This is a genomic window from Chryseobacterium amylolyticum, assembly GCF_051011775.1.
GTDB lineage: Bacteria > Bacteroidota > Bacteroidia > Flavobacteriales > Weeksellaceae > Chryseobacterium.
On the sequence record NZ_JBPCHX010000006.1, the window covers coordinates 386747 to 402941 of the forward strand.

Sequence of the window (16195 nt, forward strand, 5' to 3'; positions counted from 1 at the left end):
ATAAGAGAAATTAAAGCATGCAGCGTATAATGCCGGACTGAACTCTGAACTTTTCATCTTATATTTGTGAAAAATAGAAGTATGAAGTATTTGTTCATTGTGGTTTGCCTTGTCTGTTCCTTTTTCAGCCAGGCACAGCAAAAACAGGATCCATGGAAAGACAGCCAGCTGATGGATCCGGCGTTACTGGCTTCCAGAATTGAAAAGCATAAGGCCAAAGATCTCATAATCATCTCAGTAGGTCCTGAAGCGATTATTAAAGGTTCTGTAGACATTGGACCCACTCGTGAGCCTGAAAATCTGGAAAAACTGAGAAATTATCTTAAAGATGTCCCGAAAAACAGAGAAATTGTGATCTATTGTGGATGCTGTCCTTTTGTAAAATGTCCCAATATCCGTCCTGCTTTTGCATTACTGATGGAACTGGGCTTCAAAAATGCAAAGCTTTTAAACCTTCCTAAAAATATCAAAACCGATTGGCTGGATAAAAACTATCCTGCAAATGATTAATATGAAGACCTGTTTTACAATATTATTTTTACTGTTTCTTTCAGGTTCCGTTGATGCCCAGAAAGCAATAGAAATAGGAAAAAAAGCACCTGAAATTACGATGACCAAAGCAGATGGAACAGCATTTTCTCTTTCAGCATTAAAAGGGAAAATTGTCCTGATTGATTTCTGGGCAACATGGTGTGCTCCATGCGTTGAAGAACAGCCTGAGCTGAAAGCATTGTACGACACCTACTCCGATAAGGTAAAGAACAATCAGTTTGAAATTCTCGGGATTTCTTTGGACAGGAATAAAGAAAGCTGGCAGAAAGCAATTGACAGGTTCGGTATCAAATGGATACAGATCAGTGATTTAAAATTCTGGAAAAGCCCTGTCGCAAAGCTTTATGAAGTGGATGAACTTCCTTTTAACATCATCATTGACGGTGAGGGAACCATTTTAGCTAAGAATCTTCATGGCAAAGACCTGGAAGAATTTTTAAAGAAAAATTTAATACAGAACTGAATTTTTTATAACCCTAAAGAGCAGAAGTTATACTGCTCTTTATTTTTACCCCGTTTTACTTAAAAGGAAATAATATATCTTTTATAATACTTATTTAATTATGCTGACAGATTATGCCTTATTCGGTTTGCTCACATATTTATTTCCTTTTACAAAGAAACGCCACGGTAAAAGGGCGTCTTCCTCTGCATAAGCAACACCTATACGTGGTCCTGCGATTATTTCATCCGGTTGATATACAATGCCATGATCTTCAATCCAGATTTCATTTTCCGTTAATTTTTTCCTGTTAAATGAGCGGTCAATACCTAAAGCTTTGGCTGCAGATCCCGGTCCTGCAGAAATAGAAGGTTTGGAAGCCGGCATATTTCTCCTGAATTCCATAATTTCTTTACCGATCAAAGGCTCAACAGCTCTTACGAGAACTGCATGAGGCTCGTCTTCAACAGAGGTCACCACATTGAAAAGGTGATGAATACCGTAACATAAATAAACATAGGAAACTCCGCCATGGCTGTATAAAGTTTCAGTACGGTCTGTGCGTCTGCCTCCATAGGCATGGGAAGCTTTATCTTTAGCTCCGAAATAGGCTTCGGTTTCTACAATGATTCCCGCTGTAGTTTCACCGTCGATTTCAGTAAAAAGTACTTTTCCTAAAAGGTCCCGAGCCAAAAAAAGAACATCCGGATTGGAATAATAGGAGAGTGGTAGTTTCATGAATGATTTTAGAAATTATTCACTCAAATTTAGTGATAATCCTGTAAAAACGAAATCTCCGGAGTCAACAAAAGATACCACAAAAATTCACATTTCATAAAATAGTGATTAATTTGGCATATCCATTGTTTCTTTTAATTCAACATCATTCACACCACTATAAAAATATAGGTTTTGACACTTTAATTCCCCGGATTTCTCCGGGGAATTTTTGTTGAAACATACATAAAATAAAAAGTCCCACATCACTGTGAGACTCTTATAGTTTAGTTATTTTGCTCCCGGAGGGCAGTGTTCTTTCAGAAATTTTGTAAACAGGGTAGCAAGATGCAGTGATGTTCCTTCACCCTCATCAATAGAATGGGTACGGTTAGGATAAGACATCAGCTGAAACTGTTTGTTGTACTTTACCAGCTCATTGATGTACACTTCTGTATTCTGGTAATGTACATTATCATCACCTGTCCCGTGAACCAGTAAAAGGTTTCCTTTTAAATTTTTAGCATAAGCGAGCGGGGAACCATTAACAAAGTCTTCTCTGTTCTCTTGGGGAAGCCCCATATAACGTTCCTGATAGATATTATCATAGAATAACTGGTTGGCAACCGGCGCAATCGCAATTCCCGTCTGGTATATATCAGGATATTGTCCTAAAAGGTTCAGGGTAGAAGAGCCACCGCCGCTCCAGCCCCATACGGCAACTCTTGATGTATCAATATACGGCCATTTTGCGAATAAAGCTTTAGCTCCCATTGCCTGATCACGGATATTCAGCTGCCCTATTTTACGGTAAATCGATTTTCTCCATTCACGCCCTTTCGGGGCAGGGGTTCCGCGGTTTTCAAGGGAAACATATAAATAGCCGTCTTCAGCCATATTTCCTGTATATAATCCATTCCAGCCTGTATAGAAACTGTCTGTTACCGTCTGCATTGCAGGTTCTCCATATACGGTAAAAACAATAGGGTATTTTTTATTGGGGTCAAAGTTTTTAGGCTTTACTACCCATCCGTCCAATGTAACCCCGTCCTGAGTGGTAACCTGGAAAAACTCTGCTTTAGACATTGCAGGATCTGCTTTTGCGGATCTTTTGGCAGCTACCAATTCTTTATGTTCCGGAAGAGATACTACGGAACCTATTGAAAGGTCATTGATGTTATCATTGGTAAACATTGCGATCTTTCCGTTAGGGGAAACCGTGTATTCATTAGAACCCGTATAGGTCTCAGGAGTTACTTTTTGTGCTTTTCCTCCTTTCATGCTTACTTTATACAGATATTTCTGTGTGGCATTGTTTGGTGAAGCCAAAAAATAGATCTGCTTATTCTGAACATCAAAAAATTCCGGTTTTATTACATCGAAGGTATCTTTTGTAATTAATGTTTCTTTACCGTTCATATCTATTTTGTAAATATGTCTCCATCCGTCTTTTTCAGAAAGCCATAAGAATTCTTTTCCATTATCAATCCAGTCCCATCCACTCGGATCATTATCATTCCAGCGGGATTTTATATCAATCCATGCAGCATCTGTTTCCGTGTAGATCGTCTTACTGCTTCCGGAACCGGCATCTGCTAAGATAATTTTACTTTGATTCTGTTTTCTGTTCAGCTGCTGCAGAATAACAGATTTAGAATCCAGTACCCATTCCATTCTCGGAATATAATGCTGTACTTCATCACCTGCAATATCCGCTTTCTTTGTAGATCCGGAAGCAAGATCATAAAACCAGATACTGCATCCGGAAGGGTTTTCACCAGCTTTCGGGTATTCTACAGGAATGGTAAATGAGTACAAACTGTCGGTATTATTAATCATCAGGAAGTTTTTTGTCCCTCTAGCGTCCAGTTTCCAGTAAGCAATTTTGTTACCGTCCGGGGACCATCTGAAGCCATCCTGGGTTCCAAATTCCTCTTCATACACCCAGTCAAAAGTACCGTTGATCATTCCGTCCGTACCATCTGTAGTGATCTTAGTCTGCTGATTGTTTGAAAGATCTTCAATGTAAATATTATGCTTCGATACATAGGCTACTTTTTTACCATCCGGCGAATATTTTGCAAACATTAATGATGAAGCCGGCAAGCCTTTCCCAAGCTGAGTAAGCTTTTTGGTATTTTTGTCAAAAATCCAGTAGTCTCCACGGGTATTATCTCTCCATACTTTTTTTGTGTTGGCAAAAAGCAATAAACTTTTCCCGTCCGGAGAAACCTGAAAGCTCTGCACCTTCAACACTTCAGAACTTCCGGGAGGAATCAGTTCACTGCTGCTTAAAAGTGTCTGGTCTTTTCCGGGATGCAGCACATCCACAATCTCAACCCCTTTTTCAGTAAATGAGTAATAAGCATTGCCATCAGGAGTCCATTGGGTCTTTTGTGCTGCCAATGGCGATAAGCACAGAAAATAGAGTGCAATGGCTGTTAGTTTTTTTATGTTCTTCATAAATAATATTTGAATTAAGCTAAATGTTCAGCTCTGTAATTTTCAATTTCTTCTACGGTTTTGATCAGTCCGTTTCCAAGAAGTCTGTAGCCATTGTCTGTAACCAGGAAATCATCTTCTACGCGGACTCCTCCAAAATTCCTGTATTCCTTTACTTTATCATAATTAATAAAGTCTGCATTTTTGTTTTCAGCCTGCCACATGTCAATTAATTCCGGAATCATATAAATACCTGGCTCAACGGTAACTACAAATCCGGATTCAAGAGCCTTTCCTAAGCGTAAAGACTTAATACCAAATGTTTTGGTATCTTTTGGCTCTTCTTCAGTATACCCGATGTACTGCTCTCCAAGATCTTCCATATCATGCACATCCAATCCCATCATATGCCCCAGTCCGCATTGGAAAAACAGGGTATGGGCATGGTTTTTTACAGCGTCTTCAGCGTTTCCTTTCATCAATCCAAGATCAATGAGACCTTCAACAAGATACTGAGCCGCTTTCAGATGAATATCTTTGAAACGAACACCCGGTTTCAGAAGTTGCTGGGCATTATTGAAAGCATTCAGAACTACCTCATAAATTTCTTTTTGTTTTGTGGTAAATGCTTTGGCTACAGGGAATGTTCTGGTAAGATCACCCGCATATCCCATTGATGTTTCCGCCCCGGAATCATTGAGGAAAAGATCTCCTTCTTTCATGGTATTAAGACGATAATGATTATGCAGGATACCGCCGTTTATAGTAACGATAGGAGGATAGGACATCTCGCACTCTTTATTCGCAGCAAGATATTGGATTGCATTGGCAATCTCATATTCTTTCATTCCCGGTTTCGCAAGGCGCATGGCCAGCAGATGCATTTCATTGGAGACGTTCACAGCCTGTTCTATCTGTGCTATTTCCTGAGGTTCTTTGATTGATCTTTGTTTTACAATTGCCTTGATCATTTCTACAGAAGGCTGCAGGTCCGAAACTTTAATTCCAAGAAGATCCGACAGCAAAATTTTATTGGAAGGCTGATACGGAGGAAGATAGTGTACTTTTCTGCCGGAGCTCTGTACCTTTGCAATATATCGGGCAAGTTCTGCATAAGGTAACGTTTCCTGGACACCGGATTTCAGGCTTTTTTCCTTAAGGGTTTCCTGCCTTCCCATCCATACAATCTCATCTATACTCAGCTCATCGCCGAAAATGATGGTTTTATTTTCATCAATATCAATAATGGCTGCTATACGGGGCTCCTGGATCCCGAAGTAATATAAATAGGTGCTGTCCTGGCGGAAATAATAAGGATTGTGCTCAAAATTCACAGGATTTTCTATATTTCCCAGAAATAATAAAATTCCGTCCGCTACATTATTCTGTAGCACGGCTCTTCTATCTTGATAGGTTTGTGCTGAAAACATATTATGAATAGTTTTTATTTTAAAGGTTTAAATTTACAATTTTGTATTATTAGCAGACTTTAATTATTAAAATAAAGTTTAAATTTTATACGCACTTTTTAGTCTTTTGTGTAATTTTATTACATCATTAGATTCTATTACAATGCACTTTAAAAATGACAGGATCATCATCCGTGAATTTACCCCTGAAGAATTTTCATTATTTACCACTCTTTTTGAAAATGAAAACGTTACCCGGTATCTGCCTTACAAAACTCCTGAAGAATACAAGGAAATGTTTGAAAAAGCTTTAGCTGATTATGAAGAAGGACCCTTCAGCAGATGGGGAATATTCAACACTCAAAACAATGATTTTGTAGGAATGTGTCTGGCCAGAATCTTTCTCGACAATCCGGAGCAGCTGGAAGTTGGGTATACTTTAGGAGAAAATTACTGGGGAAAAGGCCTCGGAACCGAAGTCTGTAAAGCCCTTGTTGATTACTGTTTTTCGCTGACTCATCAGAAAGATATTGTTGCTGTAACTGATCTTGATAATATCGGATCCCAAAAGGTACTTCTGAAAAGCGGTTTCAACAGAGTTGAAAATCTAAAACGGGAAGATAGGGAACTGGCTTACTTTATATTACAGAAAGGATAGTTTGCCGAATATTTTTTCACTATAGATTTTTCAGATTTACACAGAGGTTTTTGTATCAATAAAAATCTTTGATTTTAAGCTTAAGTGAAGTTCTCAGCTGTTTATCTTTAACTTAAAATAAACTTAAGTGTTTTTATCTTTTGTGGCTAAAATACAAGGTCTTCAGCCATAAAAACATTTCATTTATACAATAATTTATCATAACTTGCAGAAATTATGATGTCAAAACGTTGCAAATATGCGCTTAAAGCAATGGTCAGATTAGCAAGGAATTATAACCAGGGCTTTCTGCCAACCTCTGTTATTGCACAAGACGAAAACATCCCCAAGAAATTTCTGGAACAAATCCTTCTTGAACTTAAAAGGGTCAAACTGGTCAACAGCAAACAGGGTAAAGTAGGTGGGTATTATCTTCTGAAATCTCCCGATGAGGTCTCATTAGCAGATATTTACCGTATTTTTGATGGTCCTATTGCTCTTACACCTTGTGTTTCTTTGAACTTTTACGAAGCATGCGATGATTGTGTCGATGAAGCAGTCTGTTACCTTAGAAAAGAACTGATGATCGTGCGTGAAAAGACCAGAAAAAGCATGATGGAAGCTACCTTAACCAAGTTCATCAATAAAGAATAAAATTTTTTTTATTTAAATTCTACTATTTTGATAGGAGTTATAGAATTTTATATATATTTGCAAGACTTAAATCTCAATTCAAAATGGAAAACAGTCTGGAAAATGAATTTGAAAATCTTGTAAAAGAGGCTAATGAAGCTTCTTTTCAAACTAATGGACTGCAAATGCTGGCTGAAAAATTCCCGGATAAGGTAATCTTTTCCACCAGCTTCAGTTACGAGGATCAGGTTATCACTCATCTGATAAAAGATTTAAATATTGAAATATTCACCCTGGATACAGGAAGGCTTTTTGAACAGACCTATGAAACCTGGACGTCTACGAAAGCTTTCTTTAAAAAGAATATCAAAGCCTATTATCCGGACACGGAAGAGCTCAGAGCATTTGTCACAGAAAACGGCCCTGATTCGTTCTACCAATCTGTAGAAAAAAGAAAAGCGTGCTGTACCATCCGCAAAGTACATCCTCTAAAAAAAGCATTGGAGGGGTATAAGGTATGGATTACAGGACTAAGAGCTGAGCATTCTCCCAACAGACAGAATATGCCGCAGCTGGAATGGGATCCGGATAATAGGATCATAAAATACCATCCCATCCTTCACTGGACGACAGAACAGGTGACAGCCTATGTAAAAGATCATCACTTACCTTACAATCATCTTCACAAGAAAGGATTTGTTAGCATAGGATGTGAACCGTGTACCAGAGCAATTAAAGAAGGAGAAGATTTCAGGGCAGGCCGATGGTGGTGGGAAGATGCCAATAAAAAAGAATGCGGTCTGCATATTCATCAATAAAAAAAGAAAAAAATGTCAATACATCAGTTAAACTATTTGGATCAGTTAGAAGCCGAATCTATTTATATATTAAGAGAAGTCGCAGGCCAATTTGAACGTCCGGCGTTGTTATTCAGTGGAGGAAAAGACAGTATTGTACTGGCGCATCTGGCGAGAAAAGCGTTCTTTCATGGGAAAATTCCGTTTACATTTGTTCATGTTGATACCGGGCACAACTTTCCGGAAGTTCTGGATTTCCGTGATCAGCTGGTACAGCAGTTAGATGTCAATCTTGTAGTCAGAAAAGTGGAAGACACCATAAAAAGTAAAAAGCTGACTGAGGCTAAAGGGAAATTCCCAAGCAGAAACTGGCTGCAAACCTATACACTTCTTGATACCATTGAAGAGTTTGAGTTTGATGCCTGTATCGGGGGAGCCAGAAGAGATGAGGAAAAGGCAAGAGCAAAAGAAAGAATATTCTCCGTTCGTGATGAATTCGGGCAGTGGGATCCTAAACTTCAGCGTCCTGAGCTTTGGAATATTTTCAACGGTAAAATCCACAAAGGAGAAAATGTAAGGGTTTTTCCAATCAGCAACTGGACAGAGCTGGACATCTGGAATTATATCCGAAGAGAGAAAATTGCGCTTCCTTCCATTTATTTCTCGCATGAAAGGGAAGTAATCGACTTCAACGGACAATGGCTGGCCAATTCTTTACATGTTGTACCGGATCCGGAAGATATCATTACTACAAAGAAAATCCGTTACCGGACCGTAGGAGATATGACCTGTACCGCTGCAGTAGAATCTGACGCTGTTACAATAGATGCCGTTATCGAAGAAATCATAGCCACCAGAATTTCAGAACGTGGCGAAACCAGAATTGATGACAGGGTGACAGAAGCCGCTATGGAAGACAGAAAAAAAGGAGGCTATTTCTAGCAATGAGTAATAAATAATAGAACAGACAGCTTTTATTTCTTAACGACAGAACATTACTCATTGCCCATTACTCATTATTTATAATTAAAATCGGATGGATATATTAAGATTTATAACAGCAGGAAGCGTGGATGACGGTAAAAGTACCCTTATCGGCAGACTGCTTTACGATAGCAAAAGCATTTTGCAGGACCAGTTGGAAGTCCTTGAAAAACATTCCAAAAACAAAAATGAAGATGGGGTAGACCTTGCTCTTTTAACAGATGGTCTGCGTGCAGAAAGAGAACAGGGAATCACAATTGATGTTGCCTACCGTTATTTTTCAACCGCAAAAAGGAAATTTATCATTGCTGATGCACCTGGCCATGTACAATATACCCGTAACATGATCACCGGAGCATCAAACTCTGACCTTATGGTTATTCTTATCGACGCAAGAAAAGGTGTGATTGAACAGACCAGAAGACATTCCATCATCGCTTCTTTATTACAGTTGAAAAAAGTTGCTGTAGCTATCAACAAAATGGATATGGTGGATTATTCCGAAGAAGTTTTTGAAAACATTAAATCAGAATATGCAAAAATTGCAGAAAATCTGGGACTGAATGACGTAAGTTATTTTCCGATCTCTGCATTAAAAGGAGATAATATCGTTTCAAAATCTTCCAGAACAGATTGGTACAAGGGAAGCTGCCTTCTGGAATATCTTGAAGAAGTAACAATCAATGAAGAAAAAAATAGCGGAAACCGTTTTCAGGTGCAATATGTGATCCGCCCTCAGACTGAAGAGCTGCATGACTACAGAGGATATGCCGGAAAAATAGTAAGCGGAAAATTCACTAAAGGAGACAAAGTCCATATTCTTCCTGCAGATCTGACGACAGCAATCACTAAAATTGAGATCAATGGCGTTGAAAAAGAAGAAGCATATGAAGGGCAACCCGCCGTGATTCATCTTGCTCATGATCTGGACGTCAGCAGGGGTGATATTTTTGCCACAGAAGAAGATGTTCCTGCTGTTGAAAAAGATCTTGAAATTTTATTATGCTGGCTTGATCAGAAACCTTTGCAGCCAGGAAATAAATATCTTCTGCAGCAGAACAGCAGACTGGTGAAAGCAGTGGTGAAAGAGGTAGATTACAAGATCAATGTTAATACGCTCATCCGGGAACAGGCCGATGGTGAAATTAAACTGAATGAAATTGTGAAAGTTACCCTCCGAACGGCACAGCCTTTGGTCTATGACAGCTTTACCAATAATAAAACAACGGGCTCTGCCATTCTGGTGGATGAAACGTCCAATTCAACGGTAGCAGCCTGTATAATTCAATAGAAAAATGGCAATTTCCGATCACTTGATTCAAAGAATTCATCAGACCAAACAAAATAGTATTCATGGATTCTTTGATAAGATAAAAACCAAAAAATGGGTCAAGGATTTGTACGAAACACTCTTCCTGCCTAAGCATGACAATACTGAAGATCAGCTGAAAAAAAATTTCGAAGCACTCCAGGCGACACTTTCAGACCTTATCCATACAGTAACAGGAGACAAAGGCCTTACAGAAAAACAGGTCACTCAGTTTTTTGAAGCTTTACCGGGACTTTATGACCAGCTGGTTCTGGATGCAAAATCTATTCTGGAATTTGATCCTGCCGCTGACTCTCTGGAAGAAGTATACCTGGCATATCCCGGCTTTTTTGCCACGTATGTCTACCGTATTTCGCACCAGCTTTGGACTCAGAAAGTGAAAATATTACCACGTGTCATTTCAGAATATGCCCACAGCAAAACAGGAATTGACATTCATCCGGGAGCCACTATCGGAAAATCCTTTTTCATTGATCATGGAACAGGAATTGTGATCGGAGAAACAACGGTTATCGGGAATAATGTCAAAATCTATCAGGGAGTAACCCTCGGAGCATTGAATGTTTCCAAAGAAAAAGCCCATCAGAAAAGGCATCCCAATATTGAAGATAATGTCATTATCTATTCAGGGGCAACCATTCTTGGAGGCGAAACTACCATAGGCAGAGAGAGCATTATCGGCGGAAATGTATGGGTAACACAGGATGTCCCTGCCAACTCTCTGGTCTACCACAAAAGTGAAATAAAAATAAAGGATAATACTTCATTACCGGAATCATTAACCTTTGTGATTTAAAAAAACAAAAATAAAAAGTACATTGATATGAAATTTCAGAATGCATTAGAAACGATTGGAAATACACCCGTCGTGAAAATCAACAAACTCTTCAGTCCAGATCATGAAATCTGGATCAAGCTTGAAAAAAGCAATCCCGGCGGAAGCATTAAAGACAGAATCGGACTGGCGATGATTGAAGATGCAGAAGCCAAAGGATTATTAAATAAAGACAGTGTCATTATAGAACCTACAAGCGGAAACACAGGAATAGGCCTCGCTTTGGCAGCCGCCGTAAAAGGATACAAACTTATCCTTGTCATGCCGGAAAGCATGAGTATAGAACGCCGCAAGATTATGGAAGCTTACGGAGCAGAATTCGTACTTACCCCAAGAGAAAAGGGAATGAAAGGCGCCATTGAAAAAGCCAATGAGCTTGCGGAAGAAACTCCCAACTCATGGATTCCAAGACAGTTTGATAATCCAGCCAATGTAAAAATACATGTGGAAACTACGGCTCAGGAAATTTTAAAAGATTTCCCGGACGGTCTGGATTACATCATTACCGGAGTAGGAACCGGAGGACACATTACCGGAATAGCAAAAGTGGTTAAAGAAAAATATCCAAACGTAAAAGTTTTCGCCGTAGAACCGGAATTATCCCCTGTATTGAGTGGAGGAAATCCTGCACCGCATCCATTGCAGGGATTAGGAGCCGGGTTTGTTCCTTCTATCCTGGATATTACCCTTTTAGATGGAGTGATTACAGTAGGCAAAGAAGAAGCGTATGAATATGCTCTTAAAGCTGCTAAAAAAGAAGGTCTTTTTGTCGGAGTTTCCACAGGAGCCGCTTTAGCCGCCATCGCCAAACATTTACCGGAAATACCCCCTAACACTAAAATCCTGACGATTAATTACGATACCGGAGAAAGATACCTGTCGGTAGAGGGACTCTTCTAAATCCTTAATTAACACCTACTTCAATGAAAACAAATATAAAATCACCAAAGGTTTACCTTATCGGTGCAGGGCCCGGCAACCCTGAACTGATCACGGTAAAAGCAGTAAAAGCGATTGCAGAAGCAGATATCATTTTATGTGACCGTCTTGTAAGTCCCGAGATTCTGGAAACCTACGTTAATAAAGACACAGAAATTATCTATGTAGGTAAAGAATGCAGCAAAAATGCTTCTACACCACAATCTCATATCAATATTTTAATGGTGGAATATGCCCGTCAGAATAAAACCATTGTAAGACTGAAAGGAGGAGATGTTTCCATATTCTCCAATATTCTTGATGAGCTGCAGGCTTTAAAGCAAAATCATATTCCTTACGAGATCATCCCGGGAATTACAGCGGCTTTAGGAGCAGCATCCTTTGCAGGAATGCCTTTAACGGCAAGAGGTTATTCTACCTCCGTTCGTTTTCTGACGTATTATAAATCAGAAATTGTAACGGAAGAGTATTGGAAAGAACTTGCTTGCACCAATGATACCCTTGTTTTCTATATGTCTAAAGGAAACCTTACCCCTCTTGTGGAAAAACTGAAAGAACTTCAGGTTTCAGGTGATAAAAAAATTGCAGTCATTGAACAGGCTACAACCCCTTTCCAAAAGGTATACACGTCATCATTTGATGATTTTGATGAAAAATTCGGAGACAAAAATTTTGCTTCGCCTTCATTGGTGATTGTGGGTAAAATTGTGAATCTCCATGAAGAATTTTCGTGGCTTGAAAATACGGAACAGGAAGGTCTTTATTTTAAATCGGTAGAAAACGGAAGTCTGATCCCTACCACTCAAAATTTCTTTGAATATGCTGTCTGAAACTAAATTAAATGTACTAAAACAAATCTCCATAGACTTTTCCAGAGATGAAGCCATATGGGCAAGCGGATATCTTGCAGGTATTGCCGGAGGAACTTCACTTACAGCCGTTCTGCCGCCACAGCAAACAAATGATATCGCACAGAATGCTGTAAAGAAAATAACACTGGCTTACGGTACAGAAACCGGAAACAGTAAAAAACTGGCTACTGCTCTGGCAGGTATCGTAAAGAAAAAAGGGCTTCAGGTAAAACTTGCAGACCTTTCCCAATACAAGCCTAAAGATCTTGTGAAAGAAGAATTCTTTTTTATAGTCATCAGTACCCAGGGAGAAGGCGAACCACCAGCACTTGCCAAAAAATTCTATGATTATATTTATGAAAATGAAATTGATCTCAGCGGACTTAAATATGGAGTGCTGGCATTGGGAGACAGCAGTTATCCGCTGTTTTGCCAAACCGGAGAAGATATAGATACCCGTTTTGAAATATTGGGTGCTCAGCGCATTATTCCATTGAAAAAGTGTGATATAGATTATGAACAGGAAGCTTCCCACTGGATAGAACATGTCTTTGAAGCGGTTAATAAAAATGCTGGTCAGAGTACAAAAAGTGTTTCAAAACCAAAAGTCTCTTCCGGAAGAAAAAAATATAAGGGAAAAGTTTCCGCCATCATCAATCTGAACGATATTACGTCTGAAAAAGAAACCTATCATATTGAAATTGAAACAGAAGAAGCGCTTAGTTATCAGCCAGGTGCGGCGTTGGGAGTAATCCCTTTCAATGCTAAAGAAATAGTCAATGAAATTATTACGCTGACCGGGATTGATCCTCAAAAGCAGATAGAAACACCGAAGGTTACAGCTCCTGTTGAAGAACTACTATGCAAGCATCTTAACATCAGCTATTTACTGAAATCAGTTGTTGCCCAGTATGCAAAAATAACGGGACATTCCATTCCGGAAGTCAGATTGAGCCTTCTTGACCTTCTTAGGATTTATCCTGTAAAAAATGCAGATGAATTTAAAGAAATCTTACAGATATTAACCGCTCAGGCACCTCGTCTCTATTCCATTTCTTCTTCTCCGGAGGCTCACGGTGATACCGAAATTCATATTACCGTGGCAAAATCAGAATTCTTTATTGATCATCAGAAGCATAATGGATTATGCAGTGGATTTCTAAGTGAATTTAAAGAAGGAGAAGAGCTGGAATTTTACATCCAGGATGCAGGACACTTTAAACTGCCGGAAGCTGATCAGGATATCATCATGATAGGGCCGGGAACAGGTATTGCACCATTCAGGTCTTTTCTTTGGGAACGTGATGCAACAGGTGCAGAGGGAAGAAACTGGCTGTTTTTCGGAGACAGAAACTTTGTATCAGATTTTCTTTATCAGGCTGAACTTCAGGACTTCCTTAAGACAGGCGGTCTGACCCATCTGGATCTTGCTTTTTCCAGAGATACCGCTGAGAAAGTATATGTTCAGCACAGATTAGAACAAAAATCTCAGGAAGTATTTTACTGGCTGGAAGGAGGCGCGTCAGTATACGTATGCGGCGCCAAAGAGCCCATGGCCAGGGACGTAGAACAAACACTCCTGAACATTATTCAGAATGAAGGAAAACGCAGCAAAGAAGACGCTGTAAACTATTTGGAAGAAATGGAATTAAGCGGCAGATATGCTAAAGATGTGTATTAAAAGAAGTACTCAAAAAATCAAAGGTAACAGTTATGAACAACGATAAAGAAAATCTTTCACCGGTAGAAAGGATTAAAACCGGTAGTAACGGACTCAGGGGAACTTTAAAGGAAAGCCTTGCAGACAACTTCACCGGAGCCATAAGGGAAGATGACCAGACGCTGATCAAGTTCCACGGAATGTACCAGCAGGACGACAGAGACAGAAGGGAAGAGCGTGTTTCCAAAAAGCTGGAATGGCTGTATTCCTATATGATCAGATTAAGACTTCCCGGTGGTTTTTTAACTCCTGAACAATGGGTAGGCCTGAATGAAACGGCTGAAGACCATTCCACAGGAACCATTAAAGTAACCACAAGACAAACGATTCAGCTGCATGGGATTTTGAAATCTCATTTAAGACCCACCATTCAGAGCTTCAACCTGCAGCATCTGGATTCTATTGCGGCCTGTGGGGACGTGAACAGAAATGTAACCTGTACAGCCAATCCTTCGGAATCTCCTTTACAGCAGGAAGCGTATGAACTGGCAGGAAAAATCAGTGAAATGTGTCTTCCGAAAACCAAAGCTTACTATGATATCTGGATTGATGATGAACTTCTTGTAGATCGTAAAGCAGAAGAAGATCCTTTGTATCAGGACAGATATCTTCCGAGAAAACTGAAAATAGGAATTGCCGTTCCGCCCAATAATGATGTGGATGTATTCATCAATGATATCGCTTTAATCGCCATTACCGAAAACGATAAAATTGTGGGTTATAATATTGCTGCCGGAGGGGGATTAGGTGCCACTCACGGAAATGAAGCTACTTATGCCCGTCTCGCCTCCATTCTTGGATTTTTAGATACGGAAGAAAAAGTATTAAAAGCCGTGTACGAAATCATCACGGTACAAAGAGACTTCGGAAACAGGAGCGACCGGAAATTATCAAGATTAAAATATACGATTGATAAATTGGGCATCGACCAGTACAGAGCTGAAGTGGAAAAGAGAACCGGATTCAATTTTGAGCCGGCCCGTGAATTTACATTTACACAAAGAAAAGACCGCTACGGCTGGATACAGAATCATGAAGGTAAATGGTTCTATACCGTATTTGTAGAGCACGGAAGAATCCTTAATACAGCAGAATATTCTTTAAAATCGGGGTTATTAAAAATTGCGCAGACAGGAAAAGCCAATTTCCGTTTTACCTGCAACCAGAATCTTATTCTTGCTGATATTGATGAAAAAGATAAAGCTGAAATTGAAGCTATTTTAAAAGAACACAGAATTTCAGAACATACCGATGGAGCAAGTGCTTTACGCAAAAACTCTGTTGCGTGTGTAGCTTTAAACACCTGTTCACTGGCACTGGCTGAAGCCCAGCGTTATCTGCCTTCTCTGGTCACGAGAATAGAACCTATTCTTGAAAAATATGGTCTGCTGGAAGAAGATATCACGATCCGTATGACCGGCTGTCCCAACGGCTGCGGAAGATCTCCCAATGCTGAAATAGGATTTGTGGGAACAGCCTACGGGAAATATAATCTCCACATCGGAGGAGACCGCCTGGGAATGCGGCTGAATACAAAATTTAAAGAAAACATTGGTGAAGAAGAAATTCTGACCACGCTGGATGAGCTTTTCGGGATTTATGTGCAGAAAAGACTGGCAGAAGAAACATTTGGTGATTTTTCATACCGTTACTTACTTAACCTAAATTAATTATATGGCTAATTTTCATGATGATCTGAAAAAAAATAAAAAAAATCAACCTCTTCATTTAGGCAGACGAATGTGTATGTGTTGTTGATGCTCTAGTAACAATACATATAAAGCTGTTTCAACTTTTTGAACCACGAGGAAAAGTTAATACACATTCTTTCATTGCAACCAAAGGTGAAGCAATCTCAGAATTCTATTAACGGCTTAAACCACCCCGTCAAAAATTAAAGAATTTTT

The 16195-nt window shown here is 39.4% G+C and carries 15 protein-coding genes; 12 read left to right on the plus strand and 3 right to left on the minus strand.

Annotated features, from left to right (window positions below; genetic code table 11):
- The first annotated feature begins 81 nt into the window (after positions 1–81).
- The gene (locus ACR1PO_RS18270) at positions 82–510 is read left to right on the plus strand and encodes a rhodanese-like domain-containing protein (protein WP_433987690.1); all 429 of its coding nucleotides are present in this window, start codon (positions 82–84) and stop codon (positions 508–510) included.
- A 1-nt stretch (position 511) separates the two neighbouring features.
- On the plus strand, positions 512–1015 hold the full coding sequence (locus tag ACR1PO_RS18275; RefSeq protein ID WP_433987691.1) for a TlpA family protein disulfide reductase: 504 nt from the start codon (positions 512–514) through the stop codon (positions 1013–1015).
- A gap of 111 nt (positions 1016–1126) precedes the next feature.
- On the opposite strand, the gene ACR1PO_RS18280 is transcribed toward ACR1PO_RS18275, so the two are convergent.
- From ACR1PO_RS18280 to ACR1PO_RS18290, 3 genes are all read right to left on the minus strand, one after another.
- The gene (locus ACR1PO_RS18280) at positions 1127–1732 is read right to left on the minus strand and encodes a DNA-3-methyladenine glycosylase (RefSeq protein WP_332386742.1); all 606 of its coding nucleotides are present in this window, start codon (positions 1730–1732) and stop codon (positions 1127–1129) included.
- Positions 1733–2002: 270 nt separating this feature from the next.
- Entirely contained in the window at positions 2003–4174 is a 2172-nt protein-coding gene (locus ACR1PO_RS18285) for a S9 family peptidase (RefSeq protein ID WP_433987692.1), read from the minus strand.
- Between the two features lie 14 nt (positions 4175–4188).
- The gene (locus ACR1PO_RS18290) at positions 4189–5583 is read right to left on the minus strand and encodes an aminopeptidase P family protein (RefSeq protein ID WP_433987693.1); all 1395 of its coding nucleotides are present in this window, start codon (positions 5581–5583) and stop codon (positions 4189–4191) included.
- A 142-nt stretch (positions 5584–5725) separates the two neighbouring features.
- Between ACR1PO_RS18290 and ACR1PO_RS18295 the strand changes: the two genes are divergently transcribed.
- The 10 genes from ACR1PO_RS18295 (at position 5726) to ACR1PO_RS18340 (ending at position 15958) form a co-directional block, all read left to right on the plus strand.
- Positions 5726–6220 (plus strand): GNAT family N-acetyltransferase, encoded by a 495-nt coding sequence (locus ACR1PO_RS18295; RefSeq protein ID WP_433987694.1) that lies wholly within the window; start codon positions 5726–5728, stop codon positions 6218–6220.
- Between the two features lie 216 nt (positions 6221–6436).
- Positions 6437–6853 carry an RrF2 family transcriptional regulator gene (locus tag ACR1PO_RS18300; RefSeq protein WP_142723040.1) on the plus strand — a complete coding sequence of 139 codons (417 nt, stop codon included), beginning with the start codon at positions 6437–6439 and terminating at the stop codon, positions 6851–6853.
- 83 nt (positions 6854–6936) lie between these two features.
- Entirely contained in the window at positions 6937–7650 is a 714-nt protein-coding gene (locus ACR1PO_RS18305; RefSeq protein WP_433987695.1) for a phosphoadenylyl-sulfate reductase, read from the plus strand.
- Positions 7651–7662: 12 nt separating this feature from the next.
- Complete coding sequence (gene cysD / locus ACR1PO_RS18310) at positions 7663–8571, plus strand: sulfate adenylyltransferase subunit CysD (RefSeq protein WP_433987696.1); 909 nt, start codon at positions 7663–7665, stop codon at positions 8569–8571.
- 94 nt (positions 8572–8665) lie between these two features.
- A complete protein-coding gene (locus tag ACR1PO_RS18315; protein ID WP_433987697.1) occupies positions 8666–9904 on the plus strand; it encodes a sulfate adenylyltransferase subunit 1 in 1239 nt (412 codons plus the stop codon).
- A 4-nt stretch (positions 9905–9908) separates the two neighbouring features.
- Positions 9909–10739, plus strand: coding sequence for a serine O-acetyltransferase EpsC (gene epsC / locus ACR1PO_RS18320; protein ID WP_433987698.1), 831 nt, complete (start codon positions 9909–9911; stop codon positions 10737–10739).
- A gap of 27 nt (positions 10740–10766) precedes the next feature.
- Positions 10767–11678: a cysteine synthase A gene (cysK, locus tag ACR1PO_RS18325; protein WP_433987699.1), complete on the plus strand. Its 912-nt coding sequence runs from the start codon at positions 10767–10769 to the stop codon at positions 11676–11678.
- A gap of 23 nt (positions 11679–11701) precedes the next feature.
- Positions 11702–12547 carry a uroporphyrinogen-III C-methyltransferase gene (gene cobA / locus ACR1PO_RS18330; RefSeq protein WP_433987700.1) on the plus strand — a complete coding sequence of 282 codons (846 nt, stop codon included), beginning with the start codon at positions 11702–11704 and terminating at the stop codon, positions 12545–12547.
- Positions 12537–14249, plus strand: a complete 1713-nt coding sequence (locus tag ACR1PO_RS18335; RefSeq protein ID WP_433987701.1) for a diflavin oxidoreductase — start codon at positions 12537–12539, stop codon at positions 14247–14249. Before cobA ends, ACR1PO_RS18335 begins: the two co-directional genes overlap by 11 nt.
- Positions 14250–14281: 32 nt before the next feature.
- The gene (locus tag ACR1PO_RS18340) at positions 14282–15958 is read left to right on the plus strand and encodes an NADPH-dependent assimilatory sulfite reductase hemoprotein subunit (protein ID WP_433987702.1); all 1677 of its coding nucleotides are present in this window, start codon (positions 14282–14284) and stop codon (positions 15956–15958) included.
- Positions 15959–16195 lie beyond the last annotated feature (237 nt).

Coding starts and splice junctions, on each gene's coding strand:
- ACR1PO_RS18270 (WP_433987690.1), top strand. CDS start 82: ATGAAGTATTTGTTCATTGTGGTTTGCCTTGTCTGTTCCTTTTTCAGC.
- ACR1PO_RS18275 (WP_433987691.1), top strand. CDS start 512: ATGAAGACCTGTTTTACAATATTATTTTTACTGTTTCTTTCAGGTTCC.
- ACR1PO_RS18280 (WP_332386742.1), bottom strand. CDS start 1,732: ATGAAACTACCACTCTCCTATTATTCCAATCCGGATGTTCTTTTTTTG.
- ACR1PO_RS18285 (WP_433987692.1), bottom strand. CDS start 4,174: ATGAAGAACATAAAAAAACTAACAGCCATTGCACTCTATTTTCTGTGC.
- ACR1PO_RS18290 (WP_433987693.1), bottom strand. CDS start 5,583: ATGTTTTCAGCACAAACCTATCAAGATAGAAGAGCCGTGCTACAGAAT.
- ACR1PO_RS18295 (WP_433987694.1), top strand. CDS start 5,726: ATGCACTTTAAAAATGACAGGATCATCATCCGTGAATTTACCCCTGAA.
- ACR1PO_RS18300 (WP_142723040.1), top strand. CDS start 6,437: ATGATGTCAAAACGTTGCAAATATGCGCTTAAAGCAATGGTCAGATTA.
- ACR1PO_RS18305 (WP_433987695.1), top strand. CDS start 6,937: ATGGAAAACAGTCTGGAAAATGAATTTGAAAATCTTGTAAAAGAGGCT.
- cysD (WP_433987696.1), top strand. CDS start 7,663: ATGTCAATACATCAGTTAAACTATTTGGATCAGTTAGAAGCCGAATCT.
- ACR1PO_RS18315 (WP_433987697.1), top strand. CDS start 8,666: ATGGATATATTAAGATTTATAACAGCAGGAAGCGTGGATGACGGTAAA.
- epsC (WP_433987698.1), top strand. CDS start 9,909: ATGGCAATTTCCGATCACTTGATTCAAAGAATTCATCAGACCAAACAA.
- cysK (WP_433987699.1), top strand. CDS start 10,767: ATGAAATTTCAGAATGCATTAGAAACGATTGGAAATACACCCGTCGTG.
- cobA (WP_433987700.1), top strand. CDS start 11,702: ATGAAAACAAATATAAAATCACCAAAGGTTTACCTTATCGGTGCAGGG.
- ACR1PO_RS18335 (WP_433987701.1), top strand. CDS start 12,537: ATGCTGTCTGAAACTAAATTAAATGTACTAAAACAAATCTCCATAGAC.
- ACR1PO_RS18340 (WP_433987702.1), top strand. CDS start 14,282: ATGAACAACGATAAAGAAAATCTTTCACCGGTAGAAAGGATTAAAACC.